Annotated in this window: 15 protein-coding genes and 1 pseudogene; 4 read left to right on the forward strand and 12 right to left on the reverse strand. The window is 47.9% G+C overall.

The genetic code is table 11. The features are described 5' to 3' along the window. Window positions 1-224: 224 nt before the first annotated feature. The 5 genes from ACETMN_RS26165 to ACETMN_RS26185 form a co-directional block, all read right to left on the reverse strand. Window positions 225-1,388 carry an iron-containing alcohol dehydrogenase gene (locus tag ACETMN_RS26165; RefSeq protein ID WP_047844049.1) on the reverse strand — a complete coding sequence of 388 codons (1,164 nt, stop codon included), beginning with the start codon at window positions 1,386-1,388 and terminating at the stop codon, window positions 225-227. Window positions 1,389-1,481: 93 nt separating this feature from the next. Further along, entirely contained in the window at window positions 1,482-2,069 is a 588-nt protein-coding gene (locus ACETMN_RS26170) for an MSMEG_1061 family FMN-dependent PPOX-type flavoprotein (RefSeq protein ID WP_256975382.1), read from the reverse strand. 149 nt (window positions 2,070-2,218) lie between these two features. Then, a complete protein-coding gene (locus ACETMN_RS26175; RefSeq protein ID WP_341073838.1) occupies window positions 2,219-3,817 on the reverse strand; it encodes a UDP-glucose--hexose-1-phosphate uridylyltransferase in 1,599 nt (532 codons plus the stop codon). 14 nt (window positions 3,818-3,831) lie between these two features. After that, window positions 3,832-4,821, reverse strand: a complete 990-nt coding sequence (gene galE / locus ACETMN_RS26180) for a UDP-glucose 4-epimerase GalE (protein WP_341073839.1) — start codon at window positions 4,819-4,821, stop codon at window positions 3,832-3,834. A gap of 1 nt (window position 4,822) precedes the next feature. Then, entirely contained in the window at window positions 4,823-6,004 is a 1,182-nt protein-coding gene (locus ACETMN_RS26185; protein ID WP_341073840.1) for a galactokinase, read from the reverse strand. A 153-nt stretch (window positions 6,005-6,157) separates the two neighbouring features. Here ACETMN_RS26185 and ACETMN_RS26190 point away from each other — a divergent pair, with 153 nt between their 5' ends. Further along, a complete protein-coding gene (locus ACETMN_RS26190) occupies window positions 6,158-7,132 on the forward strand; it encodes an AraC family transcriptional regulator (RefSeq protein WP_341073841.1) in 975 nt (324 codons plus the stop codon). Between the two features lie 81 nt (window positions 7,133-7,213). Here the strand turns inward: ACETMN_RS26190 and mgrA are convergent, their stop codons facing one another. The 6 genes from mgrA to ACETMN_RS26220 form a co-directional block, all read right to left on the reverse strand. Next, on the reverse strand, window positions 7,214-8,221 hold the full coding sequence (gene mgrA / locus ACETMN_RS26195; protein WP_091020503.1) for an L-glyceraldehyde 3-phosphate reductase: 1,008 nt from the start codon (window positions 8,219-8,221) through the stop codon (window positions 7,214-7,216). 77 nt (window positions 8,222-8,298) lie between these two features. Continuing rightward, window positions 8,299-9,039: an NAD-dependent protein deacylase gene (locus ACETMN_RS26200; RefSeq protein WP_091020412.1), complete on the reverse strand. Its 741-nt coding sequence runs from the start codon at window positions 9,037-9,039 to the stop codon at window positions 8,299-8,301. 28 nt (window positions 9,040-9,067) lie between these two features. After that, complete coding sequence (locus ACETMN_RS26205; RefSeq protein ID WP_341073842.1) at window positions 9,068-9,835, reverse strand: HAD family hydrolase; 768 nt, start codon at window positions 9,833-9,835, stop codon at window positions 9,068-9,070. A gap of 64 nt (window positions 9,836-9,899) precedes the next feature. After that, window positions 9,900-10,664 (reverse strand): alpha/beta fold hydrolase, encoded by a 765-nt coding sequence (locus ACETMN_RS26210; protein WP_105601804.1) that lies wholly within the window; start codon window positions 10,662-10,664, stop codon window positions 9,900-9,902. A gap of 93 nt (window positions 10,665-10,757) precedes the next feature. After that, window positions 10,758-11,423, reverse strand: coding sequence for a bifunctional 2-keto-4-hydroxyglutarate aldolase/2-keto-3-deoxy-6-phosphogluconate aldolase (locus ACETMN_RS26215; protein ID WP_017686833.1), 666 nt, complete (start codon window positions 11,421-11,423; stop codon window positions 10,758-10,760). 88 nt (window positions 11,424-11,511) lie between these two features. Further along, window positions 11,512-12,477, reverse strand: a complete 966-nt coding sequence (locus tag ACETMN_RS26220; RefSeq protein ID WP_411735341.1) for a sugar kinase — start codon at window positions 12,475-12,477, stop codon at window positions 11,512-11,514. Between the two features lie 222 nt (window positions 12,478-12,699). Here ACETMN_RS26220 and ACETMN_RS26225 point away from each other — a divergent pair, with 222 nt between their 5' ends. The 3 genes and pseudogenes from ACETMN_RS26225 (at window position 12,700) to ilvD (ending at window position 16,108) form a co-directional block, all read left to right on the forward strand. Continuing rightward, entirely contained in the window at window positions 12,700-13,740 is a 1,041-nt protein-coding gene (locus ACETMN_RS26225) for a fucose 4-O-acetylase (protein ID WP_341073845.1), read from the forward strand. Between the two features lie 123 nt (window positions 13,741-13,863). Then, window positions 13,864-14,106 (forward strand): annotated as a pseudogene (locus ACETMN_RS26230) (KGG domain-containing protein); the annotation flags it as partial. A gap of 316 nt (window positions 14,107-14,422) precedes the next feature. Beyond that, window positions 14,423-16,108 carry a dihydroxy-acid dehydratase gene (ilvD, locus tag ACETMN_RS26235; RefSeq protein ID WP_036616973.1) on the forward strand — a complete coding sequence of 562 codons (1,686 nt, stop codon included), beginning with the start codon at window positions 14,423-14,425 and terminating at the stop codon, window positions 16,106-16,108. An 85-nt stretch (window positions 16,109-16,193) separates the two neighbouring features. Here ilvD and ACETMN_RS26240 read toward each other — a convergent pair whose 3' ends face one another. Further along, on the reverse strand, window positions 16,194-17,597 hold the full coding sequence (locus ACETMN_RS26240; RefSeq protein WP_411735342.1) for a polysaccharide deacetylase family protein: 1,404 nt from the start codon (window positions 17,595-17,597) through the stop codon (window positions 16,194-16,196). Window positions 17,598-17,684: the final 87 nt, after the last annotated feature.

Genomic DNA, 17,684 nt, shown 5'->3' on the forward strand with positions numbered 1-17,684 from the left:
TAAATAAATACGTAACTAACATCAAAATGTTTCAAAATCTTTCCTCAAATGTATTCTGGAGCCGATAATGGGTATTATCATGGCATTCTTTACTTCATGCTTCATGTTCCTCCATCATTCACGTGTACAGTCCGAATACATGAAAAAACCGCAAGCCCCCATAAAGGAGACTTGCGGTTATTGGACCACAGGATGTGTCCGTTCACTTGTCAGTGATTATAGAATTACAGAGAAGCCTTGTAGATGGATACAACATCTTCACGTTGCAGTTTCTTGAAGTTACCAAATGGGCCAAACAGCATAGCTTTATCAGCCATTACATCGATCTGGCTATCATCGATATCGTAATCAGCCAAACGGTTAGGGGCACCAATGGATGTCCAGAATTTGCTGAGCGCATCGATACCTTCTTCGGCAATCTGTCTGTCAGACTTGCCTTCAGGATTCACTTCGAATACATTAATTGCCAGACGTTTGAATCGATCCACATTGACATCCAGATTATGCTTCATCCAGTGCGGGAACAAGATGGCCAGTCCGCCACCATGCGGGATATCATACACTGCGGATACCGCGTGTTCGATATTATGTGTTGCCCAGTCTCCTGCGAGACCCATATTCAGCACACCATTCAATGCCATCGTTCCGCAATACAGAATCGTTTCGCGCAGTTCATAGTTCTCCAGATCCTCAACCAGACGAGGTGCTGCTTCCATTACGGTACGCAGAATCGTTTCACAGAAACCGAGTTGAACCGGTGTGTTGGCATCCAGATGGAAGTAATGCTCCAATACGTGGGACATCATATCCACCATACCATATACCGTTTGGTCCAGTGGAACAGTGTATGTATTCACCGGATCCAGGATGGAGAATGCAGGGAATGAATAAGCGCTACCCCAGCCCAATTTTTCTTGTGTATCCTGATTTGTAATAACCGAACCGGAGTTCATCTCCGAACCCGTTGCTGCCATCGTTAATACGGTACCAAGCGGAAGAGCGTCTTGTGCAACGGCTTTGCGCTGAGCAAAATCCCACATGTCGCCATCATATTTAGCACCTACAGCAATCGCTTTGGAGCAGTCCAGTACACTACCGCCACCTACAGCGAGAATCAGGTCAATGTTATTTGTTTTGCAAAGGTCTACCCCTTTATGCACCGTAGAAAGACGTGGGTTAGGTTCAACGCCTGCCAGTTCAGTCACTTCTGCTCCAGCTTCCTTAAGCAATCCGATCACTTGATCATACAGCCCACTGCGTTTGATACTACCGCCACCATATACAAGCAGAACCCGTTTACCGTATTTCGGCACTTCTGTCTTTAATGCTTCCAGTTGTCCTTTACCGAATATCAGACGGGTTGGATTATAGAATTGGAAAGATCTCATATCTATTGTCGCCTCCAAGGGAGTTTAGAATTTTTAGTGCAACTCCAATTATAGTACCCCGTTTATAGAAAAACAAATCGATAGTCACTCACTTTATAACAATCCGTTAATCTCCAAATGTGCTCTAAACATCTCGCTCGTTGAAGGCAAATCCTCAGCGTCCACCCATGTTTCATGGTCCCATAACCCAGCCTGTTTGAATGCCCGCGGACAATGGATAAAACACTCTTCCACATCTACAATGACAGCTGCACCTATGGTTTTACCACTCCAACCCATGCTGGCGATGAATTCCTCATCCTTGGTAATGGTTGCTGTGCCATTAATACGCAGCACTTCATTCATACCCGGAATCAAAAAGAGCATACCAATACCAGGGTTCGACAACATGTTCAACAACGAGTCTATTCGCCGATTGCCTGGGCGCTCGGGATAAACGAGCCGGTATGTATCATAGACTTTTACAAATCCCGCTCCATCACCCCGAGGTGACACATCACTTTTTCCATCATGATCGGACGTGGAAAGGAAAAATAATGGTGACATGGATAAAAAGTTCTGAACATGTGAATCCACAAATGAGATTGCCTTATTACGCACATGTTCATGCGGCTCACCCACCATGCCCTGCAGTTCCTCAGCATCTGTAATCAACGGAATATCCAATGCCTGCTTTTCCAAGTTATTAACCCCATTTCCTCAATTCATTTTGGTACTCCAGGACTTCACTCCATTATAACTGGCTGGGAAGTTCATTCCAATGCACACAAATGTCAGGAACGACAAGAACACCCGCTCATGAATGGGCGGGTGTTTTGGTTTGTTGACTGCTATTCAGTGTATCCCATGCTGCTTACAAAACGACGGAAAGCCTGGCGTCCTGCTTCATCATATTTGTAGACACCTGCATGTTCCAGAATCTCAGCAAATTTTAAGCCAACTTCCTGCTGTACAATGGAAATAGCTTGTTCCTTGTCCAAATTAGGACCAAATCGTTCAATCAATTCTTCCGCCCAGCCCAGATGTTTGTTCAACACATGATCAGAAGCTTTGGCGGCTTCAGCAAGTTTGGCATCTCCAGCGAGAATATCCGCGATACTGTCCAGCTCTTCCTTCAAACGACCTGGCAGGATGGCAAGTCCCATCACTTCGATCAGACCAATGTTTTCTTTCTTCAGATGGTGCATTTCACGGTGAGGATGGAAAATCCCTTCAGGATGCACATCATTTGTACGATTGTTACGCAATACAAGATCCATCTCGTAGCCACCGTCTGCACTGCGACGAACGATTGGTGTTACCGTATTGTGTGGTACCTGCTCGCCGTCTATTTCACTGAATGCTTCAATATCCACAGCTGAATCACTGTAAACCTTCCATGCCTCATACACAGCGTTACCGGCTTCAAGCAGCTCTGCAGGATCGTGTGAGGCCAGACGCATGACGGACATTGGCCATTTCACAAGACTCAATGTAAGTCCAGGTGCATCCGCATGGCGGAATACCGCCTCTGGCTGTGCATTTTGAATCGCAAATGTATGACGACCACCTTGGAAATGGTCATGTGTCAGGATAGAACCGCCCACGATCGGCAAATCCGCGTTAGATCCGATAAAGTAATGCGGGTACTCCCCGACAAAGGCAAGCAGTCTGCGCAGCGTATCTTTGGTCAGCTTCATCGGCACATGATCATGATGGAAAATAATGCAGTGCTCATTGTAGTACACATACGGCGAGTATTGGAACAACCAAGGCTCGTTGTTAAGATTCAACGGAATGACCCGCAGATTCTGGCGGGCCGGGTGATTCACCCGACCAGCGTAGCCTACATTTTCACGACACAGCTGGCATTTTGGATATACCGGTGGCGGAAGCAATTTCGCCATGGCAATTTCCTTCGGGCTTTTCTCCGGCTTCGAGAGGTTAATGGTAATCTCCATCTCCCCATAAGCCGTATCCTGCGTCCAATAGACGTTCTTCGAGATGCGATCCATCCGAATGTAGTTGGAGTTAATCGACAAGTCATAGAATTGGGATGTGGCCGCCTCAATGCCTTCCGTCTGCTCGGTGTGGCGGAATGCGCGTACCACTTCGGATGGGCGTGCCATCAACTGACCCATGATTTTGGCATCCAGCAAATCACGGAACGTATCACTATTTTCAGGAATGAGTCCAATGGAAAATCCATAATCGATCAACGTATCCAGCATCGCCTGTGGACTATCGGGCACAGTTGTGTCCAACTCACCGGCATAAGGCTCTGAGAATCCGAATTGTTCCAACAAGAGGTTGCGGCTATAATCCCAATCCGCTTCCTCGATTAATTGTTTCTGCAAGGCAAATGCAACCAGACGTTCAATGGCATGCAGTGCTTCCTGCTGCTCCGGTGTCCGCTCTGTGGCACCTGCTGCAATATGAGTCTGTGACATAAGGTGTTCGCCTCCTAATTTTTTCCGTAGCCGTCAGGACGTGATTGGTGCCAGCTCCAAGCGCTTTGAATGACATCTTCCAGATTGGTCCATTTCGGATTCCAGCCCAGAACGGATCTCGCTTTTGCAGATGAGGCTACCAATACAGCCGGGTCACCCGCACGACGTGGTTCCTGAACAACCGGAATATCGAGGCCAGTCACTTTTTTAGCTGTTTCGATCACTTGTGTTACCGAGAATCCAGTGCCGTTACCCAGGTTAAACACGTTACTGTTCTCACCTTTGCGCAGGTAATCTACTGCACGCAGATGTGCATCAGCCAAGTCGCTCACGTGGATATAGTCACGGATACATGTTCCATCTTCTGTTGCATAGTCGTCACCAAACACAGCAATGTGTGAGCGTTGTTTCAAAGCCGTTTGCAGTACGAGTGGGATCAGGTGACTCTCAGGCTGGTGATCTTCACCAATTTTGCCGCTCTCATGCGCACCGGCTGCATTGAAGTAACGCAGGGAAACGTACTTGATATCCTGAACTTTATCGAACCATGACATCATGCGTTCCATCATCAGTTTCGTTTCACCATATACATTGGTTGGCTCTGTACGATCGCTCTCTTCGATTGGCACTTTCTCAGGCTCACCGTAGGTAGCTGCTGTAGAAGAGAAGACGATGCGGCGTACGTTAGCTGCATTCATCGCTTCCAACAGACAGAGTGTACCAAACACGTTGTTGTCATAATATTTAACCGGGTCTTTCATACTTTCGCCTACGAGTGAGTTGGCTGCAAAGTGAATGACTGCATCGATTGAATTCTCAGCGAACAGCTTCGCCAGAATTTCTTTGTCACGCAGATCCCCTTCATACAACTTACCGCCGAGCAACGCTTCACGATGCCCTGTCTGCAAGTTATCCAGTACAACAACCTCTTCTCCACGTTCCAACAAAGCCGCTACCGTATGAGATCCAATATACCCTGCTCCACCTGTCACCAAAATTGCCATTTTACTTCGCCTCCTTCAATTCTTTAACACCGTCACCTACGCCGCACACATAAAAATCACCTTTGAGACTGGTGCGCGCTTCATATGCAGCGCCCACTTCGCTTACAAAACGCTCGACATCATTTTCATGCACCAGCGATACGGTACAACCGCCAAATCCTGCGCCAGTCATTCGGGCACCAAGTGTGCCAGGAATCCGCTGAGCTTCTTCAACCATAACATCCAGCTCATCACAGCTTACTTCATACAAGTCACGAAGCGATTCATGAGAAGCGTTCATCAATTGGCCGAAGGTTTCCAGATCATTACGCTGCAATGCTTCGACCGATGCGAGCACACGTGCATTCTCTTCCACAACATGTTGTGCGCGCTGTCTTACTTTCTCATCCTTGATCTGATCCTGTAGTGTTACGAACTGCTCTGGCGTCAATTGAGCCAGGTAATTCAGTGCAGGCAGCTGTTCCTTCAAGATGGCAAGTGCCTGCTCGCATTGGGAGCGACGTTCATTGTATGCCGAATCTACCAGACCCCGGCGTTTGTTTGTGTTACCGATGACCAATTTGTAGGAGCCTGTACGGAAAGGAACCTTTTCGTACTCCAGTGTGTCACACATCAGCAGGATCGCGTGATCCTGCGCACCGTTGGCCACAGCGAACTGATCCATGATTCCACAGTTGACACCTACGAACTCATTTTCCGCTTTCTGGGACAGAAGTGCCAGTTGAACTGTATCAATATCCGCTACGCCCTCCAGAGATTGAATCGCGAATCCGGTGAGTACCTCCAGAGATGCAGATGATGAAAGTCCTGCCCCGTTCGGAATCTCCCCGTGGTACAGGAAGTCGTAGCCTTTTGTTACATTTACGCCTTTGCCTTGCAATTCAACCATGACACCAACAGGATAGTCGGTCCATTCTCCGGTTTTCTCCTTACCGATGGAGGAAGTATCCAGTGCTCCTTCATAAGACATGTTCGTGGAAGCCAGTTGCAACTGATTGTCCTGACGCTCACGGATAATTAATGTTGTTCCGAATTCAAGTGCTGCCGGAAGCACGTATCCACCGTTATAGTCAATGTGCTCACCGATCAGATTCACACGCCCAGGGGCATGAAACACACGGATATCCGCTCCATTCTCTCCGTACTTCTCAATAAACTTTTGTTTCAATTCAGTTACGTTCACTGCTGGTGCACCTCGCCTCGTTGTTGTGGTTTTCTTAATGTTATTATATAAGAAAGCGGTGCCTCTTGTAATGCAACCATGTGTGTTTCATATGGATAAATGTGACCTTAAGGCGTATAATGATCGGAGCATCCCGGAAAGAAGGAAACGACCATGTCAGATCAATCCAACCCCAAGAAAGAATCCCTTGCATCTTCTACCGAAAAAATACAGGAGTCACCTTCCGGTAAAAGTGGAGCACTCAGTTATTCGGTTGCCTCCAATCCCGTCTATTATGAGCAAGGCGCACTGCATGTCCTGTTTGCCGGAGCAAGCCAGACCCTTCCGGGTCACGCCCTCGGCCCTAAATTGTTTGATTATTATCTGCTGCATTATGTAGAAAAAGGGGCGGGTACGTTCCGTACCGAACTGCACACCTACGAGTTATCCGCAGGTGATTGTTTCCTCATTCACCCCGGACAGCTGGTGAGCTACCAGTCTCACGCCCGTAACCCATGGCAATACCGCTGGATCGCCTTTACGGGCAGCCAGGCTGCCCAGTATGCCGAGGAGGCAGGATTCCGCCCGGAAAAGTCCGTTTTTCATGCCGGACCCTCTTGTGGAATTTCCGATTGGTTATCCGTGATGCAGGATGCTTTTGCCGAGCGCAAAGAAAGCTCCCATTTCACATCACTGGGTACGTTATATATGATTCTAGCCGAAGCACAGAATCACCTTTCGCAGGGCCAAACCTTAATTCCCGGTGAATCCTCCATCCGACGTACGGTGAAACAAATGATTCAATATATGTCTACCCAGTATGCCTATCCTGTCTCCATTGAACAAATGTCTGCGAGTCTTGGGTACAACCGGGCCTATCTATCCCGTATTTTCAAACAGGAAACCGGACTGTCGCCAGTCACGTATCTGCTAAAACTGCGGATCGACAAGTCGCGCCAACTCCTAAGAGGACGCCCAGATCTGTCCATCGAACAGGTATCTGCATCGGTCGGACTGCCAGACGCGCTGTATTTCTCCAAACAGTTCAAACGATTTCACGGTGAAGCGCCCAGCTTGTATCGAGAGAAAATACTGTCCCGTTCACTACATCAGGGTTTACAGAAAAATGCTCAACAGATCAAACGGTGAGCAACATAACGGACGGAACCACGTACAACAAAAAAAGGTGCATTCCGCCATTATGGCTAAGATGCACCTTTTGCACTTTATTTATTTGTCATCTGGCTCCGGAGACAGAATGGATTCAATCCGTTCCAATTCCTCTGTAGAAAAATCCAGTTGACTGAGCGCAGCCACATTCTCTTCAATCTGGGAAGGACGACTTGCGCCAATCAGCGCAGAAGTTACCCTGCCATTACGCAGCACCCATGAGAGTGAAAATTGGGCCAAACTCTGACCACGGGCTGCTGCAATCTGGTTCAGCGCACGCACTTTGCGGAGCGTCTCTGGAGAGATGTTGTTTTCATTCAGGAATACCGACGGTCCTTTGGCACGTGAGTCTTCCGGGATACCATTCAAGTATTTGTTCGTGAGCACACCTTGTGCCAATGGACAGAATGCAATACTGCCTGTTCCATACTCATCCAGCACGTCCTGCAAACTATCTTCAATCCAGCGGTCCAGCAGCGAGTATTTCGGTTGATGGATTAACAGGGGCGTACCCAGACCTTTCAGAATTTCGGCAGCCTGTCTTGTCTGCTCTGCGGGATAGTTGGAGATCCCTACATACAGGGCTTTGCCCGAGCGAACAATATGATCCAGTGCCATCATCGTTTCTTCCAAAGGCGTTTCGGGATCATAACGATGTGAATAGAAAATATCCACATAATCCAGGCCCATACGCTTCAAGCTTTGATTCAGACTGGAGACCAGATTTTTGCGTGAACCCCACTCGCCATACGGCCCAGGCCACATATAATAACCCGCTTTGGTGGAGATCACCAGTTCATCACGATAAGGTTTCAGATCCTGGGCCAGTACCTGTCCAAATAACTGCTCTGCCGAACCTGCCGGTGGGCCATAGTTGTTGGCAAGATCAAAATGTGTAATACCCAGATCAAATGACCGGGTAATCATATTTCGGCCATTCTCAGCGTTATTGATACCGCCAAAGTTATGCCACAGCCCCAGTGAAATCGCTGGCAGTTTCAAACCCGAACGTCCAACGCGGTTGTATTTCATCGTTTCATAGCGAGTATCGCTTGCTACGTAGACCATCATGAATCCCTTCTTTCCCCAGGTTCCGCCTCCTGATCCGGTCAACACCGGAGAATGCGGTTATTCAGTCCATACGTTTAACCAAGAAGCTGGTCCACATGATTCATTACCTCACCAATCGGCTCTGTAATCAGCAAATCCGCCCTGCTGTCGTAAGCGGTAGGTGTAGCATTGAGCAGAACGGTATGTTTTCCCTGAAAATACGTAATTAACTGGGCTGCTGGATATACCGTCAGTGACGTGCCGCCCACGAGTAACAGGTCTGCGGAAGACAATGCATCAATAGAGCGATACAATGTTGTCTGGTCCAGCTCTTCCTCGTATAGCACCACATCCGGCTTGATAACACCACCGCATGCGGTACAGCGAGGTACGGTATCTTGGGATTGTATAATATCATTCAGTGCATAAAACTGCTTGCAATCCATGCAGGCATTACGATGAATTGAGCCATGTAGCTCCAGGACATTGCTGCTGCCTGCCTTCTGATGTAGTCCATCGATATTTTGCGTGATCACTGCCTGAAGTTTTCCTTCCTTCTCCAGACGAGCCAATAGTCGATGGCACCCGTTAGGTTCCGCATCTGGATGAAGCATTTTGCCTCGATAAAAATCATAAAAAATATCCGCATGCTGATCAAAAAAATGTCGGCTTAACAACTCTTCCGGTGGATAAGGCGAATGCTGCTCTGTCTGATACAGACCCGCAGCCGAGCGGAAGTCGGGAATCCCGCTTTCCGTTGAAGTTCCGGCCCCTCCGAAAAAAACAATCCGGGAGCTTTCCTGAATCCAGGCAGCCAGTTGTTCTGTTACGTTCATCCTCTCTCCTCCTTTTGGCCAGAGTGACTTATATAATCACACTTATCTCATTATAATGACGAATAATGGCATGTGCATCAACCAGGTGAGATCCTTGATCTAACTGCGGACAGTAACCGAGCGTATAGGATACCTCTGCGTGACGCCCCATCTGCATATCCCCATTACTGTCTCCAATTACAACGGCCTCCGCAGGATCGATATGTAATTCATGGCAAGCCAAGAGTGCTGCTTCTCCATCCGGTTTGCCCTGGGTCACCCGATCACAGCCCACAATGGAGGTGAAAAAGGAACGTATCCCCATCCAATCCAGATGTGTTTCTGCTGCCGCTGTACTGTCTGAAGTGACAACTGCCAGAGGTATGTCTGCTGCCCTGCAACTCTGTAAGAAAGCAAGTAATCCTGGCATCGGTTCAGCCGATTTGCGCTCTCTTACCGATTTCATGGCCACACTTGAAAATTGGCGTATCGTTGTGATCGCTTCATTCCATGGCAAGCCTGCTGCATATAACTGCCCGGCAAGCAATCCCGTGCACTCATCCACAGTCGCAATGGCAAGTGGACCTTGCGGATCATAGCCGACAATGTGACCTTCTGCGTTATGAATGGTGCCCAGGACGTGCTCCAGTTCAACCGTAAATGAAGCTCCAAGCTCATTCATACGTGATTGTAACTGACTCAGCAATGTCTCTGCCCACGGCCCCCATAGCTGGAGGAATTCCAGCAGTGTTCCATCTTTATCGAACAGGATAGCTTTACATGGGATCTGCGCTCCATTCACTTTAAGCATGGTCATCCATATCACCTCCATCAAGTTATGCTATCAATGCATTCAACCCTTAATGCAGAATAATCAAGATCTACTCGATGGTACTTAACCAAGCCAGTACCGTCTTGACGGTCTGATTCAGCTGTTCTTCTCCACTCACTTCCGGCTCGCCATCCCCTTTTTGATGACCATAATCACCGAACTGGGCGTGGTTTCCACCTTCAATGGTGTAGTACACCGTCTCCGCGGGCAAATACATCCGTCCACTCTGATACTTGGTCATATTCACAACCTCATCTTTAGTACCCAGAATGGATAAGGCAGGTAGACCCAATGTCAACAGACTTCCTTTTTCATCCGGGTAAGATGCCAAGAAGAAGATCCCATGAAGTGCATCTGGATGCACGGCTACATAACGTGCAGCCATGGATCCGCCGAGAGAGTGTCCACCCATAACAAATTGTTCCTCTGGATATGCTGCCAGAATCTCATCTGCCAAGTTTGGCTTAAGCACTGCCAGGTTAACTGGCATCTTGGCAATAATCGTGTGATGACCGGCAGAAGCCAGCTCATGGGCAAGTGGTGCATAACTTTCCGGTTTTACCAGTCCACCAGGGTAGAAAAGCACACTTTTCCCCGTCGGTTTGTCTGGCACAAAATCAATCCAGTTCTCTTGTTCACTCACCGTCACCTTATTGGCTGTTTCCATAGCTGTTTGAGCTGTCTCCTGTGGACCGTATGGTGTGAATAATTTCCACGCAACAAATCCACATCCAATGACAATGAGCGCCAGAAGTACGAGCAGGAATTTCCCGATGCCCCTCTTCTTGCGCCCTGTATTATACCGATTTCTCAACGTTAATCACCTTTCTTCACTTCCGCAGGTGCCGCGGCTCACAGAATTGGGAGCCCTCATTCATCAGGCTCCCCTTCTACGAATTAAAAAATATTATTCAGCCTTGGCCTTACGGTAAGCATCCATATATTGTTCCGCTTTGCGACGGACATGACTCAGGTCACCCGTCTTCACAGCTTCCGATGTCAAGTCGGAGCCGATCCCTACAGCCACTGCTCCGCCCTTGATCCAATCTCCCAGATTAGACAAGGATACCCCGCCAGTTGGCATAAAATTAGCCTGAGGCATAGGGCCCTTCATCGTTTTGATAATCGAAGGATCATACAGATTACCTGGGAACAACTTCACAATGTCCACGCCGAGTTCCAATGCGCGTTGAACGTCAGCAATCGTCATCACACCAGGCAGAATCGGAATTCGATACAGATTGCAGATCTGAACCGTATCCGGATTCAGGGAAGGCCCAACTACAAACTCGGCACCCGACATGATGGCCGCTCTTGCCGTTTGCGGTTCAAGCACCGTTCCCGCACCAATAATCGCGAATTTCTCTGGATCTTGTGTGTTCCAATGATATACACGGCTTAATTTTTCAATGGCTTTGAGTGCACTGGGTACTGTCATCGTAATCTCGATAACTTTAATGCCACCCGCAATCGCTTGCTCGGCCATGGCAATGACTTGATCCGCAGAATCTGCACGCAGAACTGCCACAACCCCATTGTCCGTAATCTTTTGCAACAGCTGAAGCTTCTTCATTTCATTCTCTCCCTTGTCAATGTGGTGGTTGTGTATACAAGCCTTACATTTAAGAACGAAGATGAGCCATATATGATTTCAGCAGCGACTAACGCTCAACATGGGCAACGTTGTTCAGCTTGGCCTCGACCTGCCCCCACGTCGGGAGCGCCTCCCAATCGCCAACAGCCTGTATAACCATGGAACCGGTCAAATTGCCGAGACGGGTTGCTTCCTGCGGGGAGTATCCTTTTAATAAACCCGATAAAAATCCCGCACAGAATCCGTCTCCTGCTCCTACCGTATCCAGAACATTATCCGCCTTAAAGTACGGAACTTCAGTTAGGGTACCATTCGCCAATACGTAGGTCAAATCAGGGCCACCTTTCACGATGCACACAGCATTCATGGCAGATAAATGCTCAAGTACTTTTTGATCATTTTCTTCGTTATATAGAAGTTTCATCTCGTCCAGACCCGGTAAAAAGTAGTCCGCCAGTTCAGCTAAACGCAGTAAAACCGGACGGGCCTCATCCGCAGACCATAGTTTGAGACGCAGATTTGGATCAAAGCTTACTTTCACCCCTGCCTGTTTGGCAATATGTATAGCAGCCTCTACCGTAGCAAGTCCGGACGGGCTTATCGCTGCCGTTATACCCGTAACGTGCAATATCTTCGCCCCGGCAATATAGTCGGGATCCAGATCATCAGGTGTGATCGCACTTGCAGCAGATAGCTTCCTATAATAATGCACCGAGGCTTTCCCGGAAGCGTTCTCACGAATCATCAAACCAGTGGGCTCGTGATCACTCAACCTTACCCGGGATACATCTACGCCTTCACCGCGAATGGCTTTCAGTATCATACTGCCGATCGGATCATTGCCCAAGCGTCCAAACCAACCACTGGTATGCCCCAGGCGGGATACGCCAATAGCCAGATTGCTCTCAGCACCCCCGAAAGACTTGTCCAGTGTGGCTGCATATTCCAGCCCTCTTGTATCCTTGGCAGTCAGCAAACCCATACTCTCCCCAAACGTAATAATTTCCGGGCTTGGATAGGGACTCGTTGACATGATTTCTTCCCTCCTTATATTTACATTCCCTCATCTTCTTTTTCTATTGTCATCCTCTATGCAACCGTTGTCAATCCCGTTGCGTTCATTTTGTTGTCACAGCTTTGAGAAAAGATAACGCTTACTAATGTGAATTAAATCACAATAGATAATGCACATCCATATTACCCTTATTACAGATGCAAATGACCTGGCAACCAGGGTCTATAAGGGGGCTACACCATGAAAAATCAGACACTGATCCGGGATGATCAGGAATCTTTCTTTTACAATCTGCGCTTTATGCTTATCGTCTGTGTCCTGGCTGGTAATGCACTTGAACCACTCATCACACGTTTTGCAGGAGCGGAAGCTCTGTTCCTGTGGATATATACGTTTCACATGCCACTCTTTGTATGGGTGACCGGGTATTTTGCGACACACTCACTCCAGGGTGCATCTGGGCGAAACGTCCTGAAGCAGATTGCACTACAGTATGTACTGTTTCAGTCCTTATACGCATTGATGGACTTTACCGTATTCCACACACCCCATATGCGGCTATCCTTCTTTGCACCTTACTTGCTGTTATGGTTTCTCGCGAGTCATTTCTGTTGGCGACTGTTGCTTCGTCTGACGATTTCCTGGAAACCGATATATCGGCTGATTGGATCGATTACGCTTGGTATAATTGCCGGGTATTTGCCCATCGACGGGTTCTGGCTCAGCTTCAGCCGTACGTTTGTATTTCTGCCGTTCTTTGTCATCGGTTATGACTATGGAACAACCATCCGTTCACGTTTATTATCCGGTTGGGGTCGAAAAACCGCAGCCATCCTCTCTGCTGCACTGTTGGTATGGATAGGGTATGGGGGTTTGAATATTTCAACCGGATGGTTACTCGGCAGCATGACGTACGCCGAACTGGGTCACCACGAATGGTATGCTGGCATCTTCCGACTTGGAGTCTACCTATTGGAGATCGCATCGGCAGCACTGTTCTTGGCCTGGGTACCTTCCTTGACTTCCAGACTGACGGACCTTGGACGACGCACACTCTATGTATTCCTGCTGCATGGGTTTCTCGTTCGTCTCGCGATCTGGTCCGGAGTCTACAGTTATATGGGAAGCTCGGCGTATATTCCAGTCATACTGGTCATTGCCATACTCTTCGCAGTCACACTGGCTCTACCGGCTGTGCGTCACACGTTCAAACCCTTGATTGAACCGGATATATCCCGATTTTCTTTCAATCGACATGAGGTGTTTAAACGATCGGCCTAACGCTCTGACGGATCTCTTCACCATCGATTCTATTCTGCTGTGTTGTTTCAGGCTGGAAATAAGGTGGTAAATTAGGGATACGCGCTACAAAAAACAACTTATCGTTGTAAGGAGTGATTTGTAATGGCACGTCAACCGACGTCAGAACGCAAGATGAGCCGTGAGGAAGCTGGCAGATTAGGTGGCAAAGCGACTTCCAAGAACCATGATCGAAGCTTCTACCAGATGATTGGAAAAAAGGGTGGAGAAGCGACTTCAGATGCCCATGACACTGACTTTTACAAGCAGATTGGTCGCAAGGGCGGCGAAGCAACCTCCGAAACTCATAATAAGGAATTCTATCGTGAGATTGGACGCAAAGGCGGAAGCAACTCATGAATTCCGCTTGCCACATCGAAACATGATCATAGCTTTCCCGTAAATCAAGAAGTCTAATTCCATGAAAATGGTTTGAGGCTTCTTTCTATTGTTTGTAGAAATATGACGACGGTTGTGATAGACTCAATAGAAAAACCGGGTGTTCACGGGTTTAAAGCAGCAAAGAATTTCAAAAACTACGGGGAGCTCGACACCGGCATGCCGGTCCTTTTTTTAGAGTACGGATGAAATTAAACGACAGATGCACTGCCATTTACTTTTCCATTCATGTTGCTCAATATTATATATTTGGGGGGAATACACCATGTCAGCCAAGAAGATGCGTTCCGATATGATCAAAAAAGGTTTTGACCGTGCACCACACCGGAGTTTGCTCCGCGCAGCGGGCGTTAAAGAAGAGGATTTCGGCAAGCCGTTTATTGCCGTATGTAACTCATACATCGATATCGTGCCCGGCCACGTCCACCTTCAGGAATTCGGTAAAATTGTAAAGGATGCTATTCGTGAAGCCGGTGGCGTTCCATTCGAATTCAACACCATCGGAGTAGATGATGGTATTGCCATGGGACACATTGGTATGCGTTACTCGCTGCCAAGCCGTGACATTATCGCGGATTCCGTGGAAACCGTTGTATCTGCACACTGGTTCGACGGCATGGTATGTATCCCGAACTGTGACAAAATTACACCAGGCATGATGATGGGTGCGCTTCGCGTAAACATCCCTACCCTGTTCGTAAGTGGTGGACCAATGAAAGCTGGTCGTGACAGCAATGGTAAAGCTCTTTCCCTGACTTCCGTATTTGAAGGTGTAGGTGCTTACCAAGCAGGTAAAATCGATGATAAGAGCTTGCTTGAACTTGAACAGTTTGGCTGTCCAACATGTGGATCATGTTCCGGTATGTTTACGGCAAACTCCATGAACTGTCTGGCAGAAGCGATGGGACTGGCTATGCCAGGTAACGGAACCATCCTTGCCGTTGCTCCTGAGCGTCGTGAGTTTGTTAAACAATCCGCTACCCAATTGATGGAACTCATCAAAATGGACTTGAAACCACGTGATATCGTAACTGTAGAAGCGATCGATAATGCGTTTGCACTGGATATGGCGATGGGTGGCTCTACGAATACAGTACTGCACACGCTGGCACTGGCTCATGAAGCAGGTATCGAGTATCCAATCGAACGTATTAATGAAGTAGCTAACCGCGTTCCGCATCTGGCGAAACTTGCACCTGCTTCCGATCTTCACATCGAAGACGTTCATAATGCAGGCGGCGTAAGTGCAGTGCTGAACGAATTGCTCAAAAAACCAGGCGCAATTCATGGTGACTGCATTACAGTAACAGGTAAAACAATCCGTGAGAACGTTGAAGGAAAAGAAATCCAGGATACAAATGTCATTCATCACCTGGATAACCCGCATTCCGAAAAAGGTGGCCTGGCTGTATTGTTTGGTAACCTTGCACCACAAGGCGCTATCATCAAAGTTGGTGCAGTTGATGCTTCGGTTGGTGGATACCATAAAGGTCCTGCCATCTGCTTTGACTCCCAGGAGCAAGCGCTCGAAGGTATTGCTAACGGCAAAGTAAAAGAAGGACATGTTGTTGTTATCCGTTATGAAGGACCAAAAGGCGGACCAGGTATGCCTGAGATGCTGGCTCCTACTTCCCAGATCGTAGGTATGGGATTGGGTGCCAAAGTTGGCCTGATCACCGATGGACGCTTCTCTGGAGCATCCCGCGGAATCAGTATCGGACATATCTCTCCGGAAGCAGCTGAGGGTGGTCCAATCGCCTTTGTTGAAGAAGGAGACATCATCGAGCTGGATCTGAACAACCGTATCATCGAATTGCACATCAGTGACGAAGAATTTGAACGTCGTCGCGCAGGTTGGAAAGGCTTTGAACCGAAAGTAAAAACCGGTTACCTGGCTCGTTATTCCAAACTGGTTACCAATGCAAGCAACGGTGGCGTACTGAGTATCTAATTCACTAATAAAAAAAGGGTTGCTCTTCTGCCAAATCTGGCGAAGGGCAACCCTTTTCTTTTGCTGGATGGTATAATTAGTCCGTTTAGTTCCGCTCTGGCAATATCTCTTGATCAATTAACAACGATTCATCTCTGGATTCTTCCATCGTTGCTGCCACCTGCGTCGTATGTTGACCGTAACGCTCCAACAATATATCCAGCGGCATGGCAATCATCTTGGGTACCAATTGTTCTGTACGCTGTTTCAGACGTTTGGTTCCTGCCGGATGGATCACACTTAAGAGCAGTTTCAGGTATACTTTGGATGCAGCACTGAACGGTCCAGGGGGCAATTCTTGAATGGTAAATCCGAATTTTTCCGGACCTCTGTTAATCATGCTCACACCGTATATCGCTTTGGCAGAGCGTAACTCAGGTTCGAGTGCTACCATGCGTGCCAAATCCGGCAATTGCTGTTCCATCGTCCGAATCATGCGAATAGCCAAATGCATACTGGAACGTGACGTCACTCCCAGTTCAAACAACTTCTGATTGTCAAAATGCAGTTCTATCACCGGGTCTCCATTTTGAATAACATGGCCGTCATTCATCTCCACCCGTGCTCCGTGATATACACGTGATCTGAAGTGCAGCATTGGGTCCTCCGGCGAAGCTGTCCGTAGATGATATACCCAGTGGAATAACTTCTCCCAGCCCAACCATAAGGCAACAACGATTCGTTTCCATAACTTCAACGTTGTCTGTGGTTGATTCTTGTTCTGAGATTCGCTCACTGTAACACCTCCCATCAACGTATCAACGCGTACGCTTTGCAGGCCTAACCGTTCAGCTTCCTGTAATACGAGTTCCAGCGCCTGAAGCATCTGCTCCGGCGCGTGTGCATCAGCACCAAGGGTCGTTCCTCGATCATGCAGCAGCATGACCTCTCCGCCTCTCAGTTCCTTCAGCATCCGTTCAGTCAATCTCTGGGCACCTACTCGGCTTCTCCAGTCTTCAAACATGGAAGACCATAGTACAATCTTTCGTTCTTTCTTGCTGAAAAAATCAAACAGATTCATAATCCCCCATGGTGGACGATAATAACAAGTCTTCACGCCGGTTACTTCATGGATAATCTGACCTGTTCGCTGAATCTGGTCACGAACCGTACGCGGCCGCATGAGCCAGTTCGTTTTGTGAATATAATTATGAATGCCAATAAGATGGCCTTCGTCATGTATGCGCTGAATGAGTTCAGGATGACTCGCGGCATGTTCTCCAACGACAAAAAATGTGGCTTTTGCTTGATGCTGACGAAGCAGATCGAGCAATCTCGGCGTATAGTGCGGATCTGGCCCATCGTCAAACGTTAAAGCAAATTGTGTATCACTTCTCCCCCGTCGGAATACACGAAAACCAAAAAGCCTACTGATCAAACTTGGAATAAAGGCGTAAAAAGATGAAAGATACAATAACCACAGTAAAATACTCTGAAGTATCGTTGTCATGTTGCAAGCTCCCCACTTCTCCTGCTGAATTACGATGCACAATGGCACTATCTAAAATAAACCGCCTTTAATTTTATCATAGTTCAG

This window comes from Paenibacillus sp. M2 (genome assembly GCF_046713495.1).
Taxonomy (GTDB): domain Bacteria; phylum Bacillota; class Bacilli; order Paenibacillales; family Paenibacillaceae; genus Paenibacillus; species Paenibacillus amylolyticus_B.

Excerpts from the sequence above, each read along its gene's own strand:
- ACETMN_RS26165 (WP_047844049.1), bottom strand. The coding sequence starts at position 1,388 with ATGAGATCTTTCCAATTCTATAATCCAACCCGTCTGATATTCGGTAAA.
- ACETMN_RS26175 (WP_341073838.1), bottom strand. The coding sequence starts at position 3,817 with ATGTCACAGACTCATATTGCAGCAGGTGCCACAGAGCGGACACCGGAG.
- galE (WP_341073839.1), bottom strand. The coding sequence starts at position 4,821 with ATGGCAATTTTGGTGACAGGTGGAGCAGGGTATATTGGATCTCATACG.
- ACETMN_RS26190 (WP_341073841.1), top strand. The coding sequence starts at position 6,158 with ATGTCAGATCAATCCAACCCCAAGAAAGAATCCCTTGCATCTTCTACC.
- mgrA (WP_091020503.1), bottom strand. The coding sequence starts at position 8,221 with ATGGTCTACGTAGCAAGCGATACTCGCTATGAAACGATGAAATACAAC.
- ACETMN_RS26200 (WP_091020412.1), bottom strand. The coding sequence starts at position 9,039 with ATGAACGTAACAGAACAACTGGCTGCCTGGATTCAGGAAAGCTCCCGG.
- ACETMN_RS26205 (WP_341073842.1), bottom strand. The coding sequence starts at position 9,835 with ATGACCATGCTTAAAGTGAATGGAGCGCAGATCCCATGTAAAGCTATC.
- ACETMN_RS26215 (WP_017686833.1), bottom strand. The coding sequence starts at position 11,423 with ATGAAGAAGCTTCAGCTGTTGCAAAAGATTACGGACAATGGGGTTGTG.
- ACETMN_RS26220 (WP_411735341.1), bottom strand. The coding sequence starts at position 12,477 with ATGTCAACGAGTCCCTATCCAAGCCCGGAAATTATTACGTTTGGGGAG.
- ACETMN_RS26225 (WP_341073845.1), top strand. The coding sequence starts at position 12,700 with ATGAAAAATCAGACACTGATCCGGGATGATCAGGAATCTTTCTTTTAC.
- ilvD (WP_036616973.1), top strand. The coding sequence starts at position 14,423 with ATGTCAGCCAAGAAGATGCGTTCCGATATGATCAAAAAAGGTTTTGAC.
- ACETMN_RS26240 (WP_411735342.1), bottom strand. The coding sequence starts at position 17,597 with ATGACAACGATACTTCAGAGTATTTTACTGTGGTTATTGTATCTTTCA.